Raw genomic sequence first — 17,608 nt, 5'->3', positions numbered from 1 at the left:
GGCAGACGGACTTCGGCGCGGTATATTCCACGTGGACTATTCGGGCGGACCGAAGGCCGGGCGGGGGAGGACGATGACGCAACGCAGTGCTGCTGCCGATGTCGAACTGACCCCGTTGGCTGTTCTTGTCCTCGGTCTCGCGGCGGAACGGCCGATGCATCCGTATGAAATGGTCCAGACGTTGCTCGAACGCAATGAGGACCGATTCGCCAAGACCCGGCCCGGATCGCTCTACCACACAGTCGACCGGCTGCACGCCCAGGATCTGTTGCAGGTCAACAGTATTCAGCGTTCCGGCAATCGGCCCGAACGCACCGTCTACGCCATCACCGAGACGGGCACCAGCGCTCTGCGTCGCTCCCTCACGGCAATGCTCCGCACCCCCGCGGTCGAGTACCCGAGCTTCTACCTGGCCCTTGCCGAGGCGCACTCGCTGGGCCGGCACGAGGTCGTCGGGCTTCTCACCGAGCGGCTCGGTGCGATGCGCTGCGAACTCGAATCGGTCAACCGGTCGGTGGCAGAGGCCTCGGAAGGCGGCATCCCCGAGATGTTTTTGCTGGATGCCGGTTGCCGGCAGGCGGTGATGCAGGCTGAGATCGCCTGGACCGAGAGCCTGCGTGATCGGCTGGAGAACGGCGACCTCCTGTGGATCGAGGAGTGGTTGGCGAGCACGACCCCATCGAACAGAACAGAGGAAGACAGTGAGTAGCCCCAGCCCCACCCCGGCCATCACCACCAGACCTTGGCTCGCGCTGGGCGCGCTGTGCATCGGGTTCTTCATGATCCTCGTGGACATGACCATCGTCTCGGTTGCCCAGCCCGCCATCCAGCGGGCGCTGGACACCGATGTGAACGGGGTCATCTGGGTCTCGAGCGCTTATCTGCTCACCTACGCGGTGCCCATGCTCATCGCCGGACGTCTGGGTGACCGGTACGGACCGAAGAACGTGTATCTCGTAGGCCTCGTGGTGTTCACGGTGGCGAGCGTGTGGTGCGGGTTCGCGGGTTCGATCGAGATGCTCATCCTCGCGCGCGGTCTGCAGGGGGTGGGTGCGGCGCTGATCACGCCGCAGACGATGGCACTGATCACGCGGATCTTCCCCGAGAACAAGCGTGGCGCGGCGATGGGTGTCTGGGGCACCGTCGCGGGTGTCGCGACGCTGATCGGCCCGCTCGCGGGTGGCGGGCTCGTCGACGGTCTGGGCTGGGAGTGGATCTTCTTCGTCAACGTCCCCGTCGGCATCGTCGGTCTGGCGCTGGCATGGAAGCTGGTGCCGCAGGTGTCCACGAGTAAACGCCACTTCGACCTCGTCGGCATGGCGCTCAGCGGCATCGGTCTGACCTGTCTGGTCTTCGGTATCCAGGACGGCGAGAAATACGACTGGGCGGCCTGGATCTGGGGCCTCATCGGCTTCGGCCTGGTGGTGATGGTGTTGTTCGTCTACTGGCAGCACAAGATCTTGACGGTGCGGCGATCGGCTGAACCGCTTGTGCCCCTGCGCCTGTTCCGCGACCGGAACTTCTCACTGGCGAGTATCGGCATCACGACGATGGGTTTTGCGACGGCCGGGATGATGGTCCCGCTGATGTACTACTTGCAGCTGGTCGCGGGTCTCACCCCGACGGAGTCGGCGGTGGTGACCGTGCCGATGGCAGTTCTCACCGGCGTGCTCGCGCCGATTGTCGGCCGGCAGGTCGACCGGGTCCACCCTCGATACATCGTCGCCACGGCCCTGCTGCTCAACGCGGTGGCCATCGGCTGGCTCGCGATGATCGCCACGCCGACCACCCCGATCTGGCAGCTTCTGCTGCCCGTGGCGCTCATGGGCGCGGCGAGTTCGGGTATCTGGGCGCCGTTGGCTGCCACAGCGACGCGGAACCTTCCGATGACCAGTGCCGGCGCCGGCGCCGGCGTGTACAACACCACGCGTCTCATCGGCTCGGTGCTCGGTAGCGCTGCGGTGGGTGCCCTGATGCAGACCCGCCTCGCTGCAGAGGTTCCCGGGTTCGGGTCATCGTCGACGGATCAGGCCGGACGGCTACCGGAGTCAGTTCGGGACGGCTTCTCCGCAGCGATGGGGCAGTCGCTCCTGCTCCCGGCTGCGGCCCTGCTGATCGGCGTCGTCGCTGCTGCAGCCTTTGCCAGGCCGCGGCACATGATGGAAGCGGTGGTGCCCGCGGGCGGGGCGAAACCAGGCGATGGCCCTGTCGGGACCGAGGGCGCAGCCGGGGTGCCGCAGGCGAACAGCACTGCGAACGCCGTGGCGCCATCGGGCGCGGGGGACTGACCAGCCGTGTGTCCACCGTGGTTGACGTCGGTGCTCGTCTCGGGATGTACTGTGCGCCATGCGCAGTGACGTTCCAGGTTCGCGCCGGTTGTCGGTGGAGGACCGCCGCACACAATTGGTGAACTGCGCTCTGACGCTTGCCGACCGCGGCGGCATGAGCGCGGTGACCGTGCGTGGTGTCGCCGAGGAAGCCAAGGTCTCCCTCGGCGTGGTGCATTACTGCTTCGACGACAAGGAACAACTTGTCGCCGCGATGATCGAGAAGGTGATCGCCGAGCAACTCGAGGCGCTTCTCGCTTCGGTGCCGACCGAGAACCTCGGTACCGGCAGGGATGCGCTCCGGATCTCCATCCAGGAGGCGGTCACTGCGGTCTGGGCACGCGCGGCCGAATTCCCGAATCGTTGGCTGCTCATGATCGAGTCCATGCTGTTCTCGTTGCGGCAGCCGACGGAATCGGCGTCGGCCGGCCAGGCGCTGCTGCAGCACACCATCGCCGAGAAGTACGGGCACACCTATCTTTCCGAGATCGGCGATCGCTGCGGGATGCGATGGGAAGTGTCCGAACGTGAATTGGTGCGGTCGGCATTGCAGATGCTGTTCGGCACCGTGCAGTGGTGGCTCGTCGACCGCGATGATGCCGCGGCGCGAAGGTCGCTGGCCTTGCTTGCCGGATGGATGGCCGACTGCGCCGAGCCACGATAGCTCAGGGCCGGACCTGCACCTCGACCGAATGCAGTCCGGTCGCTCCGTCCGGCACCGACGGTGTCTCCGATTCGATCTGCGCTACGCCTTCGCCGTCGATGGCCCGAACCCTCAGGCGGTGCTCACCGGATGGGGCATCCCACTGCCACCTCCACAGTCGCCATGCGTCGATCACGTTGGGATCCAACAGTTCTGCGTCGTTCCACGGCCCGTCGTCGACCTGCACCTGCACGCCGTTGATGCCGCGGTGTTGTGCCCACGCCACGCCTCCGACGGTGACCGGGCCGCTGGTGAGAGAGGAACCGGTCCTCGGCACGTCGATGCGCGAGCTGGTCTTGATCGGCCCCTTCTCGGCCCATCCGAGCGTGGTCCAGTACGCCTCCGCGCGATCGAATCTGGTGACCTCGAGCGACACCACCCACTTGGTCGCCGAGACGTATCCGTACAGGCCCGGGACGACCATCCTGACCGGGTAGCCGTGTTCGAGCGGCAACGGTTCACCGTTCATCCCCACCGCCAGCATGGCGTCGCGGCCGTCGGTCAAGGCGGCCAGCGGAGTACCGGCGGTCCATCCGTCGGCACTGGTCGACAACACCATGTCGGCGTCCGCGGACGGACCGGCCGCGGCCAGGAGATCCTTCAGGCGGTAGCCGGTCCAGGTCGCGTTGCCGACGAGGTCGCCGCCGACCTTGTTGGACACACAGGTCAGTGTGATGACGGCGTCGAAAGCGTTGTTGTCTTGTTGTAACTGTTCGAGATCGAGCCTGATCTCTCGATCGACCATCCCGTGGATGCGCAGCGACCAGCTTGTGCTCTTGACCTGTGGCACCACGAGCGCGGTGTCGATGCGATAGAAGTCGTCGTTGGGGGTGATGAACGAGCTGACCTGAGCAATGGACGGCGCTTGCGTGGTGACCGGATTACTTGCATCGGGCACGGCGAAGGCGGCACGGTCGGCTCCCACCCCGCCACTGACCCGTCGGACGGTCACACCGCCGAGTCCGGCCAGGACCGCCCCGCCCCCGACTGCGCCGGCTCGGACCAGGAACCGGCGTCGGTCGGTGGCAGTGGCAGACCGGTCGCCGTGGGCATCGGTGTGGCCCGCGGGTTCGCCGACCCGTGGGCGCAGTGCCCGTATCAGCCAGTGCAGTACAACCATGGCGACCACCACCCCAGCGATCGTGGGTAGTGCCCACGTGAGCGACGCGTTCGGTCGCGCCACCGCCGCTGCGGCCCCGAGTGCTCCGACCAGGGCCACCATGACGAGCCCGGCCGGGGGACGCCGGTATTCGGCCACTCCGGCGCATGCGGCGAGCACCGCCATGATTGCCGCGATGGTCACCAGCAGCACTGTCTTGTCGGCGGTGCCGAACGCATCGATGGCCGATTCCCTCAGGCCCTCGGGCATGCGGTCGATCACCTCGGACCCGACGGCCTGCAGAGGCGACGAACTCCGATCGACGGCAGGTGCCAGCAGGTAGCCGACGCCGAGTCCCAGCGCCACGCTGGATGTTCCGGCAGCGGCAGACAACACCGGCTGACTGCGGGGGGAGGGGTTCATCTGCCCAGTATCCCTGCGCCGAATGGATGACAGGATTTTGCTTCACCCTGACCTACGATGTGACCTGCATTGGTGCCCAACGGGAGGAGCGCACTTTGCAACCAGGAACGGTGCCCCCATCGCAACCCTCGGATGTGTTGCAACGTCCGCCTTCGGCCTCGCTTGTCGGTGGCGCACCGTGGACACCCACGAGAGCAGACCGGGTCCGGGACTTGCTGGCGGCCGTGGCGCTGCTGGTCTCGCTGGGCCTGGACTGGGACGCCGACACCCTCGCGTTGTTCCGCGTCGACGTCGCGATCGTCACGGGCCTCTCGCTGCTGTCGCTGTTGTTGCCGGCCGCGAGTCGGCGGGGAATGTTCGGGCAGACGTGGACGCCGGGAAAGCTGCGTGCGCTCAAACTGATCTGTGTGGCCCCTTATCTCGCAGTGGTCATGGTCTGCCTTGGCTGGGATATCTCGTGTCGCTGGACCGAATGGGACTACGGCGGTACGGGTTTCGGTCCGGCGGTATGGATCGGACTGGCGGGAGCGATTCTCGCGGGGCAGCCGCGTGAGGCCGATCTCTTCGATGTCTGGGGCCACGACGGCTTCGGCGTCGCGGGTCGGCAGTCGCGGGCTCTTCTTCTTGTCGTCGGCGGGCTGTTCGCGGTGATGACGGTGTCCGCCGTGGTGATCGATGTGGTGCGTTTCGTGGAGAACCTCGATGCCGTCGCAGGCCTGCGCGTGAGCGTCCTCGATCCGCTGGTCTCCGCGGCCGCAGCCGTGGCCTGGCTGATCGTGGTCGGCCGCCTGATCTTGACGGCGGCCACCGGTAAAACTGGTTCGTCCCTGTCGCTTTCGCTTCTGGGATGGGCTGTTGCAGGGTGGGCTCTGATGGTGTCGTTGCCGGGAGTGCCATACGAATCGGTTGATTCGGTGACAACGGGCTACCTCGGTATCGCCGTCCTCGGTGGGATCGGGGCTGCTGCGTTGTCGCCTGGGCTACCGCGCCGGGTCGCGATGACGCAGCACGAGTACTACAGTGCGCCGCTGGGTTTGGTGATGGCGGTGTCGTTGCTCTGGGTGGCGTTGTCGGTCGCCGGGCTCACCCTGTACTCGGCAACGTCCGCCGTGCTCGCAGCGCTGGTGTTCTTCACGCTTGCCCTGGCGGGGGCCACACTCGTGCGCGACAGGATGTCGAGTGGGCCGGGGACCAGCACAAAGCGCTGTTCGGCTTTGCGATCGGGCTTGTCATCACCGCGATAGCGGTCCTGGTGGTGATGAGTGTGCGGGTGAACTGGAACCAACCGGCGCCCTTGGCACTCTGGCTTGTCGGGTTCGTCGTGCCGGCGTTCATCGTCTGGCGTGAGGCATTGGCGCCGTCCCTGGCCCGAAGTGGTGTGATCCGATGACCTACCCGGCGTCGAATCCCGGCCCAGTTGCGCCGCAACCCGGACCGCCCGCTCCACTGCGTAACCGCAGTTTTCTCAAGGCCATTGCGATCGTGGCTGCGATAGTCCTGGTGGCAACGGGCGGATTCGCGGTGAACCGGCTGGTCCTCACCCAGGTCAACGGGGCGTCGAGCGCCACGAACTCGGTGAAGGACTTCTTGGGCGCCCTCGAGGACGAGGACTGGACAAGGCTCGGACTACTGTTGCCGCCGGATGAGACCGACCAACTGGCCGGACTCATCGGTGACATCGGAGACCTGCAGAGCAAGCTGGGATCCACCGGGCAGTCACCCATCGATCAATTCGAAGGCGTCTCGGTGGAGATCTCGGATCTGCGTCTGACGTCCGAGTCGGTGGCAGCCGATCTGACGAAGGTCTCGATCGAACGCGCCACCATCATCCTGACAATCGATGCCAGAACAATCGAGTCGCTGGCCGACCTCGTCCCCGACGTTGATCCGGCGGCTGTCGGTGCCGTCGAGATCGAGGTCTCGATCGCCGGACCCGAGGTCACCTACAAGACCACCACAGCCGACGACGTCGATACCGGCACCGAGACCGTGGTGGTCGGTGACCGCGAGCAGGCGCCTTTCCTGATGTCGGTGCGGCGCGACGGTGGCTGGTTCGTCAGTCCCACATTCACCGCGGCCCAGTACACCGCAGAGGAAATGGGCTGGCAGACAGCTGATCCCGGCCCGTCCGAGGCCGGTTATGACTCGCCCGAACGCGCCCTGGCCGGATTCGTCGAGGGTCTGGTCGAGACCCTTCAGACCGCTGACATCACTCATGTCGCGGACGCGATGGGCGGGGTCGAGGCGCGACTGCTCAAGACATACGCCCCTGGCATCAATGCTGAGCTGGAGGCGGACTCCGAGTTCGACTTCGACTTCGGAATCGAGTCGCCGGTGACGATCGACGATCTCGACGTCGAGGTCACCAGGGGGGACAACGACCAGGCGCGCGTCCGGATCGACAAGTTCGAGGCCACACTTCGTTCCGAGGGTACCGAGGCAACAGTCGTCTTCGACGGTGACTGCATACGCACGGTCGGGGAGGACGACCAGGGCTGCATCTCCGACGGCGGCCCTTTTGCCGAGCGTCTGTACGGTGCCTTCGGTCATGTGGTCGCGGTACCGGCCGACGGCGGTTGGAAGATCAGTCCGGTGGCAACCTATTTCGACTGGATCGCCGTCGCTCAGCGGGCCATCTCACGGGTCGACACCGATCCCCTGAAAGCCGTTGTCGGATTGGACTTCTCGGGGCTGGCTGCGCGAGAACCCGCGGCCACGATCGGTTCCGGAGACGAGGTCACCGTCGATGTCGAGGCCGTGAGCCCCGAGATCTACGCCGGGGTGTCGGTGGTCGACCCGCAGCCATCGCCGGAGCTGGTCGACTACTCGTGCAGCGCCGACACCCAACCGGGATTGTGCGAGATCATCGTGGTCGATGGAACCGGGCGTCGACAGGATCGCGATTCGCGCTACGACGTCGACACGGGATACCAGTTCGGCTACGAGATCGCCGACGACACACGGCTGATCGTGGTCGCGGTGGCCGGACCGGTGGTGATCGAGAGCGAGCGATACTGAAAGACGGTGTGTGCGCCTCGATAAGCGATACGTGACCCACCGCTGAAGGTCCAACGCTCTGTCGGACACCGCTCGTAGGATCGGACCAGTCGTCACTGTGTTCGATCCGGGCCACGAGAGGAGGTCACCCATGAGTGCAGCCCTGCCGTTGTCGCTGCCTGCGCAAGAGGTGACCTTCATCCACACCGCGGACTGGCAGCTCGGCATGACCAGGCACTTCCTCAAGGGTGATGCCCAGGCGCGGTACACAGCAGCGCGTCAGGAGGCCATCGGACGCATCGGTCAGCTGGCCGCTACGCACAACGCCGAGTTCGTGCTGGTGTGCGGGGACGTGTTCGAGGACCGGCAGGTGTCCTCGCGGGTCATCCGTCGAAGCCTCGACCACATGCAGCAGATCGGCTGCCCGGTGTACCTCCTCCCGGGCAATCACGACCCGCTCGACGCCGCGAGCATCTACAACTCGCGCGTGTTCGCCGACCACAAACCCGACCACGTCCACGTTCTGGGAACGGTCGGTGCGTTTCATGTGCGCCCCGGTGTGCAGCTGATCGCAGCGCCGTGGACCAGCAAGGTGCCGCTGGCCGACACGATCGCTCAGCAGGTCTCCTCGCTCGGGCCGAGCGAGGACATCCGGATCGTTGCCGGTCATGGACGGGTCGACACGCTCGCGCCCGACTCCGACGACCCGACACTCATCCAGGTCGCCGAACTCGAACGCGCCATCGCGGACGGGTTGATCGACTACGTGGCTCTGGGAGACAGGCATTCGGTCACCGACATCGGTGACACCGGACGGATCTGGTATTCCGGAGCGCAGGAGGTCACCAACTACGATCACCGCGAAGAGGATCCGGGCCGTGCACTGGTGGTCACCCTCACCCGCGGCCAGTACATGCCGGACGTCATCCCTGCGCAGCATGAGAACACCGTGCATGTCACTGCTGAACCCGTGGGGCAGTGGGCCTTTCGTACCGTCGAGCACGACATCAACAGCACCGACGACATCTCCGGATTGCGGCGGCGCCTCGACGCCTTCGACCACAAGGCGAACACCGTGGTGCAATTGGCGCTGCGTGGGTCTGTGACCATCACCGAACGATCAGAACTCGATGCGATGCTCGAGGAGTTCTCGGATCGATTTGCCGCACTGACGTTTTGGGATCTGCGTCACGACCTGGTGATCAGACCCGATGACGAGGACTTCGCCGAGATGGCACTGACAGGTTTCATCGGCGACGCCGTCACCGAACTGTCGGAGATGGCACGCGCCACCGACTCGCAGGCAGTCGCGGCGCAGGAGGCCCTCGCCCTGCTCTTCCGGCTCGCCGGTGGTAGCCGGTGAAGCTGCATCGACTGAGGCTGAGCCACTTTCGCGGGATCACCGAGCGGGAGATCATCTTTCCCGAGGTCGGGGTCACCGTGGTGGAGGGCGCCAACGAGGCCGGCAAGTCATCGATGATCGAGGCTCTCGATCTGCTGCTGGAGGTGCGCTCGGACAGCAAGAGCGGCAAGGTACGTGCCGTCGCCCCATCCGGTCTCGACGTCGGGTCGGTGGTGGAGGCCGACATCAGCTGTGGCCCCTACCGATTCACCTACACCAAGCAGTACAACCGGGGTGCCCGTACTGAACTGGTCATCGATGAGCCGGTGAAAGAGCAGCTCAGTGGCCGCGCGGCCCATGAGCGCGTGTGTGCCATCCTCGATGAACGTGTCGACGCGGGCCTGTTCAAGGCGTTGCGCTTGCTGCAGGCGGGAGACCCGGTGGTCGGCGAACTGTCGGCGAGCGCAGCGTTGTCTCGTGCACTCGACACCGCAGCAGGCACGACGTCGTCCCAAACCGACCCCGGATCGGATGACTCGGCGTTGCTCGACGCGGTACGTGCGGAGTACGAACGCTACTTCACTGCGGCACAAGGACGTCCCGCTCGTGAACTGGCCACGGCCACAGCCGACGTGGAACGTGCCCAGGCTCGTCACACCGAGCTGGCCGCTGCGATGGACCAGGTGACCGCCGACGCCGCGCGCCTGGAGACGCTCACCACCACGCGTCGGGAACTGGCGAACTCCCTGGAGATGGCAAAGGTGGAATTGGCCTCACTCACCGAGCAGCGAGAGCAGGCGGTGGGGCTGCAACGGCGGCATGACCAGGCCCGAACCGAAATGCGTTCTCTCCAGAACGAATTGCAGTTTCTCGACCGCGAGAAGGCCCAGCGCGCCGCAGCCTGCAAGCGGGTCAGCGACTGCGAGCACACCATCGACGTGACCACCCGGGCGGTCGAACACGTCAGAGGTGTCGCGGACACGCGCCGGGTCGAGCTGACACGCCTCGACCGCGACATGGAGGATGCGCGGCTGGCAGAGGCCCGGGCGGCCGAGGAGGTCGCCGCCGCCAGGGCTGCGGCGAAGAACAGTGCACTGCGCACGCGCCGCGACGAGATCACCGCACTGCTGGAGCGCGTCGGGTCGCTGCGCGAACAGCTGACGGCCGTCCGGCGCGAGGTCGCTGCTGTCATCAGTGACCACGACGACCTCGACATCGCCGAAGACCTCGCCCACCGAGTCACCGTCGCACGCGCCGAATCGCGTTCTGCGGCAGCAATTGTCTCGGTCATGAAACTCGGGGGCCACGCGATCACCGTCGACGGTGTCGACACGGCGACCACCGAGTTCGCACTCACCGAGGGCACGGTGGTGGAGGTGGACGGTGTGGTGCGGGTGGCCGTGGCGCCAGGCGCCGAGTCGGCAACACTGGCCGGCCGGCTGGCCGGTGCGGAGCGGGCGCTTGCGGGATTCCTCGACGAGCGCGGCGTCGCGGACGTCGCCGAATTGCGGGCTCAGGTGCGCCGTCGCGAGCGGGCCTCAGACGCTGTCGACAGCGTTCGGTCGCAGCTGGCCGCGGTTCTGGGCGACCATGACGAGGACACACTGCGAGCCGAATTGGCCGAGTTGACATCTCGGATCGACGCCCAGCCGACGACCACAGGCACCGTCGACGTCGAGGAGGCCGAACGGCGTGCAGGTGCCGCCTCGGTTCGGCTCGCCGGAGTCACCCAGCAACGAGCAGAGGTCCAGAGCGAGCTGCGCAGTCTGGACAACGAGCACCGGATCCTCGACGAGCGTCTCGTCCAGCTGCGCGCCGACCGTGATGATCTCCGAGACCAGCATCATCAATTGTGCGACGGTCGTACCGACGAGGCGCTGGAGGAGCGGCGGGTGGCGATCGTCGAGCACATCGCACAAGCGGAGAAGGCGATGGCACGTGCCGCCCGCGACATCGACGAGGCAGACCCGGAGACACTGGAACTGCACTACGCCAACGTCTCCGCGCTGGTGGAGCATGCAGAGCCGCGCCTGGCCGGTCTCGGGACCGAGATCGCCGAATTGCGTACGCGCATCGAGATCCGTCGCGACGATGGCCAGCTGGACCAGTTGCATGCCGCAGCAACCGAATTGGAAGCCGCACAGGGCGTCCTGGAGCGGGTGAGGGTCCGTGCGCAGGCGGCAGAACTGCTGCTCCACACGCTGCAGCGTCACCGCGACAACACCCGGCGCCGCTATGTCCAGCCGTTCACCGACCAGGTACTCCGGCTGGGCAAGGTTGTGTTCGGGTCGAGCCTGGGTGTCGGGATCGATGAGGAGTTGCGCATCACCACCCGGACGCTCGACGGGGTCACCGTCGACCACGATGCCCTGTCCGGCGGCGCGAAAGAACAGCTGGGCATCATCAGCCGGCTGGCGTGCGCCATGCTCGTCGACCCCGCAGACGGCGTTCCGGTCATCATCGATGACGCCCTGGGTTACACCGACCCCGAGCGCCTGGCCAGCATGGGAGCGGTCCTGGGACACGCCGGACGGAACACCCAGGTCATCGTGCTCACGTGCACACCGCAGCGCTATCAGGGTGTGGGCGGGGCTCACCTCGTGGCCGTGTGAACGCGCCCGGCCCATCCGTTTTGGGATGCCCACACCCGATGCGCTAGGCTGACTCTCGCCCAATGAGCCCCCGTAGCTCAGGGGATAGAGCGTCCGCCTCCGGAGCGGAAGGCCGCAGGTTCGAATCCTGCCGGGGGCACAGATTCAGGCAACATCTCCGGCTCAGATCGCTGCTCTGGTACCGGGTGTCACACGGTCGGTCACGTTCTGGACCGCCTCGAGGAACACCGGAACCCACCCTGTAGCCCCCAACACGATGGCTGCGTGCCCGCCCCGCGCGGTGAAGACCTGGGCGTCGGGTATCGAGTCGGCCAGCTTGCGCTGGCGGCGTGAGGGGATGATGTGGTCCTTTCCGGTGACCACCACGGCAGTCGGTACGTCGACCCCACCGATCCAGGACGCAGAGTCGAAACGGCCGAGCTCACCGAGCGCTTCGGGTAGCGACCATGCGCTGGTACTGCGGAACTCGACCTTGCTCCACGCGGTCGGGTTCGCCACTTCCACCGACGGCAGCTCGGGGAGGGTCTGTGCCAGCCGGTCGACATGCGACAGCGCGAAGCTGGCCAACGGGTGCATCGCGGCGGTCATCAGAGGGAAGAACAGTCGCTCGCCCTTCTTTCCACGGAAGTTTCTCGCGGTGGAGCACAGCACCAGACCTGAGACACGCGTCCGGTGCCGCTGCCACGTCAACTGGGCCACTGCGCCGCCCATGGAGTAACCGGCCACGACTGCTTGCTCGATGCCCAGGGCGTCCATCACGGCCGCCACATCGTCGGCACAGTCGACGAACCGGAAACGCGACGACCGGATACCCCGCCCATGCCATCGCTGGTCGAACGTGACAACCCGGTAGTGCTGCGACAGCTCGCTGAAGGTGGCCACCCAGCTCAGATAAGAGGTGCATCCCAGCGCGTGCAGCAACACGATCGTGGGGGCGGTGGGTGAGGGGCCGGGCACGTCGACAACAAACGTCCGGCCACGCCCGGGGAGCTCGACGATCCGTCCCTCGGGCACGGCGTCGACTGCAGGTGCGGACGGCATGATCTGCTTCAGTCCTGCCCCCACCCCGCTACGTAGGGCGTCGGCACTGGTACTCGCGACCCGGTTCAGGGCCTTTCCGGCCAGCTGCACTGTCATTTGGTCGTCCTCTCGCTCGAACTGCTCAGTCGGGCATGTTCGCCAATTCATAGAGAGCCGGACGCATACGTGCCACGAGCGGACCGAGATCGTCCACCAGGTCTGGGCAGCTCAGAATCGAGACGTTGAGCCGGCCGGCGTAGGACCACGCGGTCACGTTGAGGCCGATACCTTCGATGAGTGGTCCGACGCTGAAGAGATCACTCAGCTTCGAACCGGCGATTGTCACGTCCTGCGCCGGACCCTTGACGTTGGACACGATGACGTTGAACGGCGGCGAGTGTCTGGCCGCCATGTTGTATTTCGAATAGAGCTTGAGGGCCGCACTGAAGGGTGCCGGCGGAGTGAACTGTACCCAGTCGGTGAGCATGTGAGGACCCAGGTGCTGTTGCACCTTCTTCGAGGCGGCGGTTGTCCGTGAGATGGCGAGCAACCGTTCACGTGGATCGTCCACGTCGGTCGCGAGAGTGGTGAACAGATTCGACACCCGGTTGCCGCCGAGACGCGCGGGACCCTCGGGGTCGTCGGTGGATACCGGCACCCCGGCCAGAAGTGATCCGGACAGGTCCTCACCGCGCGACCTGGTCCAGTCGCGCAGCGCTCCCGCGACGATCGCCAGCACCACATCATTCACGGTGACGCCGTTGGCTTTTCGCACCTGCTTGATGTCGTCGAGGGGGAGCGTGCACGTGGCGAAGATGCGCGAGGCACCGAGAGCGCCGTTGAACGATGCCCGGGGCGCGTCGAGGACCGGTCGGGGTACCGACACCGATTCACCCCGACGATGCCGCACCACCGCACTGACTCCGGCGGCCGTACGCGACAGGAGGCCGTGCACCGTGCCCATCTGGCGGATGGCATCGGACAGGGCCAGCCGGGTCTGCTCGGCCTTGGTGGGCGTCGGTTCGAGATCCCAGCTGTCAGACCTCGAATCCTCTTGTGGCGCAGGGTTCTGCTCGGGATCGTCACTCTGGTCGGTGATGTTGCCCAGCAACGCGTTGGCCGCGACGCCGTCCGCGAGCGCGTGGTGCATCTTGCCTATCACCGCGATTCGCCCGTCGGCCATGCCCTGGCACACATGCATCTCCCACAGCGGAATCGACCTGTCGAGCGGGGTTCCCGCGATCTCGCCGGTGACCGCCTCGAGCTCCGCCATACCTCCGGGGGCCGGCAGGTCGTGCAGAAAAAGGTGCCGCTCGGGCTCGATCGGCTGGTCACTGATCCACAACGGGTGATTGAGCGAGAGCGGTACGGGCAGCGCCCGTCGTTGCAGCGGGGGAAGCTGGCCGAGCCTGGCCAGCATCTGCTCCTGGAAACGCTCGAATGTGAAACCCTCTCGCGGCTCGATGATGGCTATCTTCAGCGTGTGCATGTGCATGGTTGGCGTTTCCATGTACAGATAGCCGGCATCAACCCCTTCCATTCGCTCCATTCCGGAAGTATGGAGGGGTGCGGGGCGCGTCATCGGCGACTTACCCAAACTGTTCCGCGTTTGTCATCACGCGGGTCCGGTGAGCTCGCGTTTGACCACCTTGCCGGTGGCGTTGCGGGGGAGAGCGTCGAGGAACTCGACGTCGCGGGGCACCTTGAAGCCGGCCAATTGGGACTTGACGTGTGCCTTGAGATCGTCGCAGGAGGCATCTTCGCCGGGCTTGAGCACCACGTAGGCCGCCAGCCGTTGTCCGTACTTGTCGTCGTCGACGCCGAGCACTGCAGCTTCGAGGACCGAGGGATGGGCGTTGAGCGTCTCCTCGACCTCCAATGGGTAGACGTTCTCGCCACCGGAGACGATCATGTCGTCGTCGCGGCCGACCACGAACAACCGGCCGTTCTCGTCCAGGCGGCCCACGTCGCCCGACAACATGAAGTCGCCGTGGAAGTCCTTGGAGTCACCAGACGTGTACCCCTCGAAGTGAGAGTTGCTGAAGACGGCTATCTTTCCCACTTCACCGAGAGGTAGCTCGTCGAGGTTGTCGTCGAGGATCCGTACCTCGGTGCCCGCTGCAGGCCGGCCGGCAGTGTCTGTCGCTGCGCGCAGGTCGGCAGGTGTCGCCGTGCTGATCAGGCCCGCCTCGGTGGCGTTGTAGCTGTTGTAGACCACATCGCCGAACCGGTCCATGAAACCGATGACGGCGTCGGCCCTCATTCGCGATCCGCTGACCGTGGCGAAACGCAGTGAGCTCAGCTGGTAGCGGTCGAGGACCTCGGGTGGCAGATCCATGATGCGTTCGAGCATCACCGGCACGAGCGCGAGACCGGTGGCCCGGTGCTCGGCGACCAACTTCAGCGTTGCCTCCGGATCGAACTTGCGGCGCATCACCACGGTGCAGGTCATCGTCCCGGCCACGGCGAGCTGTCCGAAACCCCAGGCATGAAACATGGGGGCCGCGACGACGATCTTCTCTTCGGCCTTCCAGGGGATGCGGTCGAACATTGCCGCGAGCGCTCCGGCGCCCCCGCCACCGGAGCGGCGTGCGCCTTTGGGGGTCCCGGTGGTGCCGGAGGTCAGCAGGACGATACGTCCCGGCGAATCCGGACGTCCCGGACGTCTGGCGCCACGATGCTTGTTGATGAGCCCTTCGACGGTGGGAGCGTCGGTGCTGCTGTCGGTCCACGCAATCACCTCGGCGAGGTCCTCGACGTGCGAACGGGCGTGGGCCACGAGGTCGGCGAACTCCTCGTCGTAGATGAGGACGCCGGTGTGCTCGCGAAGGAGTACCTCCGTGAGCTGAGGTCCGGAGAACCCGGTGTTCAACAGGAGCGAGTCGGCACCGAGTTTTGTTGATGCCAAAAGGCTTTCGACGAGGCCGCGGTGGTTTCGGCAGAGGATGCCGACAGTCTGGTCCGGCTCTCGCCGCAGGTCGCGCAACGCTGTGGCGAGAGCGTCGCTACGGGTGTCGAGCTGCGCCCACGTCAGGCTGCCCAGTTCGTCGACGAGGGCAGTCGCGTTCGGCCGCCGCGCTGCTGCCAACCCGAGGCCGGTCATCGGTGTGGTGCCCTGACGCCAGATCACGAGTCCCATCCGCACGTACTTGTCCGGGCGCAGTGCGGCGAGCATGCCACTGCGGACGAGTACCCCGATGGTCCACAGCATCCGGCGAATTCGGCCAATCAACTCGGTCACGACGTGGCTCCTGATCCTGTAATCATCCGAGCACCGGGAAGCGGCGTGCACGGGCCATCTCATCCAACGTGGACTGCATACGGTCGCGGACAACACGATCGACTTCAGCGATGTCGGGGTCGGGTCCGAACTCCGCGACGATGTCGATCGGTTCGAGCACCCGAGTCTCGATCTTGGTGGGCATCGGCAGGTTCGGAGGGAACTGCAGCGACAACCCGAACGGGAAACCGAAGGACAGCGGGGCGAGCTTGGTCCGCATGAGTTTGTCGAGACGCAACAGCTTGGCCAGATCCTCACCGCGGCTGAGGAAGATCTGCGCCTCGTGCCCGCCGATGCTCACCACCGGGACGATGGGCACCCCGGCTTCGAGCGCGGTGCGCACGTACCCGGTACGGCCGTTGAAGTCGATGCGATTGGCCGAGGTGGACGGCCGGAACACGTCGTAGTCGCCACCGGGGAAGACGATGGTGACACCGCCGCTGCGGAGGAGCTGGTCGGCGTTGCGGCGATTGGCCGGAACGAAACCGGCGCGAGCGAACAGCTGTTTGCCCTGGCCGATGAACAACATGTCGTGCGCCAGCACGTACAGCGGGCGCTCGCTGCCGAAGTGATCGAAGAACTCCACCGCGATCACCGGCACGTCCATCGCGAGGAGGCCTCCGGAGTGATTGGAGACCAGCAGCGCTCCGCCGTCGGGCACGTTCGCCATGCCCTTCACCTCGGACCGGAACCAGCCCTTGACCGCCAATCGCAGGATCGGGATCAACCGGGTCACCCACGCTCCGTCGCGCAACTCCCACAGTGCTTCGCCCGACTCTGCGCCCGTGGGCTCGTCGCCGGGCTCGCCGGGCGTCTTGTCGGTGCTCATGCGCTCTTTCTCAAGGTCGGGGCGCTCACCGATGGACCGAGGAGGGTATGACGAACACACCGCGCCCAATCGAAAGGTTCTGGCGCAAGAGGGTTTTGGGCCAGTCGATCGGCGAGCACGCTCAGGGCCAACGGATTGGAGACCAGCCCGATGTGGCTGCTGAGAACGGCGATGTTCTCGCCATTGTCGTCCTCGTCGAGTGCACAACTGCGCCAGTTGAGTATGCCGTCGGTCTTGGAATAGATTGCCGTACACCGGACGGGGAGCGGTCCTCGGAGAGTGTCGACGATCTCTCGCGCGTTGTCGACCAGACCGTACTTCCGTGCGGCGTGCTCGAACATCGCCGTCGTCCTGGTCACCTCACCCTCAGGCCGCCACGGGGACCCCAGACAAATGACCTGCCGTACCGCGTCGGGACGTTCGTGGCCCAGCCACCTGGCGAGCAGGCCGCCGAAACTCCAGCCGACAACACTGACCGGCACGCCATAACGTTGGTGAAGTCGGTCCAGTCGGTCGGGTAGCCCCTCGACGATGTGGTCGGTCAATCCGAAGTTACGGCCGAGGTGCCATCCGTGGGCTCGGTAGCCGAGACCGCGCAGATGGGAACGCATCCTGCTGGTGAGGCCGTCGGTTGCGTAGAAACCGGGGATCACCAGCACCGGACGTCCCTCGCCCACACCATGGCTCGGGAGGATGGCGTCCACCACCGCCGAGGTGGGGTACTCGACCATCACGCGAGCCAGTTCGAGCGCGGTCAGCGCGAGAGGCGGTTTGGGAAACCGCTCTGATGACAGGGTGGAGCCATCGTCACGTCGTTCTTCGAAGTCGTACATGCACCATCCCCGAGCCGTGTGTGGATGGTCCCATACTAGAACGTGTTCTCATTTTGCGTTGCCATATCGCCGGGCAGCGGTCGGACTACGCAGGCGGGGGCGCTTTTCTTACCTCCGGCGTAATCGTTTTCAACCACCGATGC

13 protein-coding genes and 1 tRNA gene are annotated in these 17,608 nt (G+C 65.8%); 8 read left to right on the top strand and 6 right to left on the bottom strand.

From position 1 onward, the window contains the following. Positions 1–73: 73 nt before the first annotated feature. The 3 genes from KXR83_RS03600 to KXR83_RS03590 are packed head-to-tail and all read left to right on the top strand — an operon-like array spanning position 74 to position 2,991. Positions 74–709 (top strand): PadR family transcriptional regulator, encoded by a 636-nt coding sequence (locus KXR83_RS03600; RefSeq protein ID WP_437423635.1) that lies wholly within the window; start codon positions 74–76, stop codon positions 707–709. Further along, positions 702–2,288, top strand: coding sequence for a DHA2 family efflux MFS transporter permease subunit (locus KXR83_RS03595; RefSeq protein ID WP_437423634.1), 1,587 nt, complete (start codon positions 702–704; stop codon positions 2,286–2,288). Before KXR83_RS03600 ends, KXR83_RS03595 begins: the two co-directional genes overlap by 8 nt. Positions 2,289–2,346: 58 nt before the next feature. After that, positions 2,347–2,991 (top strand): TetR/AcrR family transcriptional regulator, encoded by a 645-nt coding sequence (locus KXR83_RS03590; protein ID WP_437423633.1) that lies wholly within the window; start codon positions 2,347–2,349, stop codon positions 2,989–2,991. A gap of 1 nt (position 2,992) precedes the next feature. Here the strand turns inward: KXR83_RS03590 and KXR83_RS03585 are convergent, their stop codons facing one another. Then, positions 2,993–4,552, bottom strand: coding sequence for a molybdopterin-dependent oxidoreductase (locus KXR83_RS03585; RefSeq protein WP_437423632.1), 1,560 nt, complete (start codon positions 4,550–4,552; stop codon positions 2,993–2,995). A gap of 95 nt (positions 4,553–4,647) precedes the next feature. On the opposite strand from KXR83_RS03585, the gene KXR83_RS03580 reads away from it, so the two are divergent. The 5 genes from KXR83_RS03580 to KXR83_RS03560 all read left to right on the top strand — a co-directional run bounded on the left by KXR83_RS03580 (position 4,648) and on the right by KXR83_RS03560 (position 11,642). Continuing rightward, complete coding sequence (locus KXR83_RS03580) at positions 4,648–5,796, top strand: hypothetical protein (protein WP_437423631.1); 1,149 nt, start codon at positions 4,648–4,650, stop codon at positions 5,794–5,796. A gap of 142 nt (positions 5,797–5,938) precedes the next feature. Beyond that, the gene (locus tag KXR83_RS03575; protein ID WP_437423630.1) at positions 5,939–7,570 is read left to right on the top strand and encodes a hypothetical protein; all 1,632 of its coding nucleotides are present in this window, start codon (positions 5,939–5,941) and stop codon (positions 7,568–7,570) included. Between the two features lie 169 nt (positions 7,571–7,739). Continuing rightward, positions 7,740–8,912: a metallophosphoesterase family protein gene (locus tag KXR83_RS03570; RefSeq protein WP_437424425.1), complete on the top strand. Its 1,173-nt coding sequence runs from the start codon at positions 7,740–7,742 to the stop codon at positions 8,910–8,912. Beyond that, positions 8,909–11,503: an AAA family ATPase gene (locus KXR83_RS03565; RefSeq protein WP_437423629.1), complete on the top strand. Its 2,595-nt coding sequence runs from the start codon at positions 8,909–8,911 to the stop codon at positions 11,501–11,503. Before KXR83_RS03570 ends, KXR83_RS03565 begins: the two co-directional genes overlap by 4 nt. Positions 11,504–11,569: 66 nt before the next feature. Further along, positions 11,570–11,642, top strand: a tRNA-Arg gene (locus KXR83_RS03560). Between the two features lie 23 nt (positions 11,643–11,665). Here KXR83_RS03560 and KXR83_RS03555 read toward each other — a convergent pair. The 5 genes from KXR83_RS03555 to KXR83_RS03535 form a co-directional block, all read right to left on the bottom strand. After that, on the bottom strand, positions 11,666–12,640 hold the full coding sequence (locus tag KXR83_RS03555) for an alpha/beta fold hydrolase (RefSeq protein ID WP_437423628.1): 975 nt from the start codon (positions 12,638–12,640) through the stop codon (positions 11,666–11,668). A gap of 25 nt (positions 12,641–12,665) precedes the next feature. Continuing rightward, complete coding sequence (locus KXR83_RS03550; protein WP_437423627.1) at positions 12,666–14,072, bottom strand: WS/DGAT/MGAT family O-acyltransferase; 1,407 nt, start codon at positions 14,070–14,072, stop codon at positions 12,666–12,668. Between the two features lie 66 nt (positions 14,073–14,138). Then, positions 14,139–15,734, bottom strand: coding sequence for an AMP-binding protein (locus KXR83_RS03545; RefSeq protein ID WP_437424424.1), 1,596 nt, complete (start codon positions 15,732–15,734; stop codon positions 14,139–14,141). Between the two features lie 52 nt (positions 15,735–15,786). Continuing rightward, positions 15,787–16,632, bottom strand: a complete 846-nt coding sequence (locus KXR83_RS03540) for a lysophospholipid acyltransferase family protein (RefSeq protein ID WP_437423626.1) — start codon at positions 16,630–16,632, stop codon at positions 15,787–15,789. Next, complete coding sequence (locus tag KXR83_RS03535) at positions 16,629–17,465, bottom strand: esterase/lipase family protein (protein WP_437423625.1); 837 nt, start codon at positions 17,463–17,465, stop codon at positions 16,629–16,631. Before KXR83_RS03535 ends, KXR83_RS03540 begins: the two co-directional genes overlap by 4 nt. Positions 17,466–17,608 lie beyond the last annotated feature (143 nt).

Origin of the sequence: Williamsia muralis (assembly GCF_051487485.1) — a bacterium.
Taxonomy (GTDB): Bacteria; Actinomycetota; Actinomycetes; order Mycobacteriales; family Mycobacteriaceae; genus Williamsia; species Williamsia muralis_B.
This window is presented reverse-complemented; position numbering and strand designations above follow the sequence as displayed.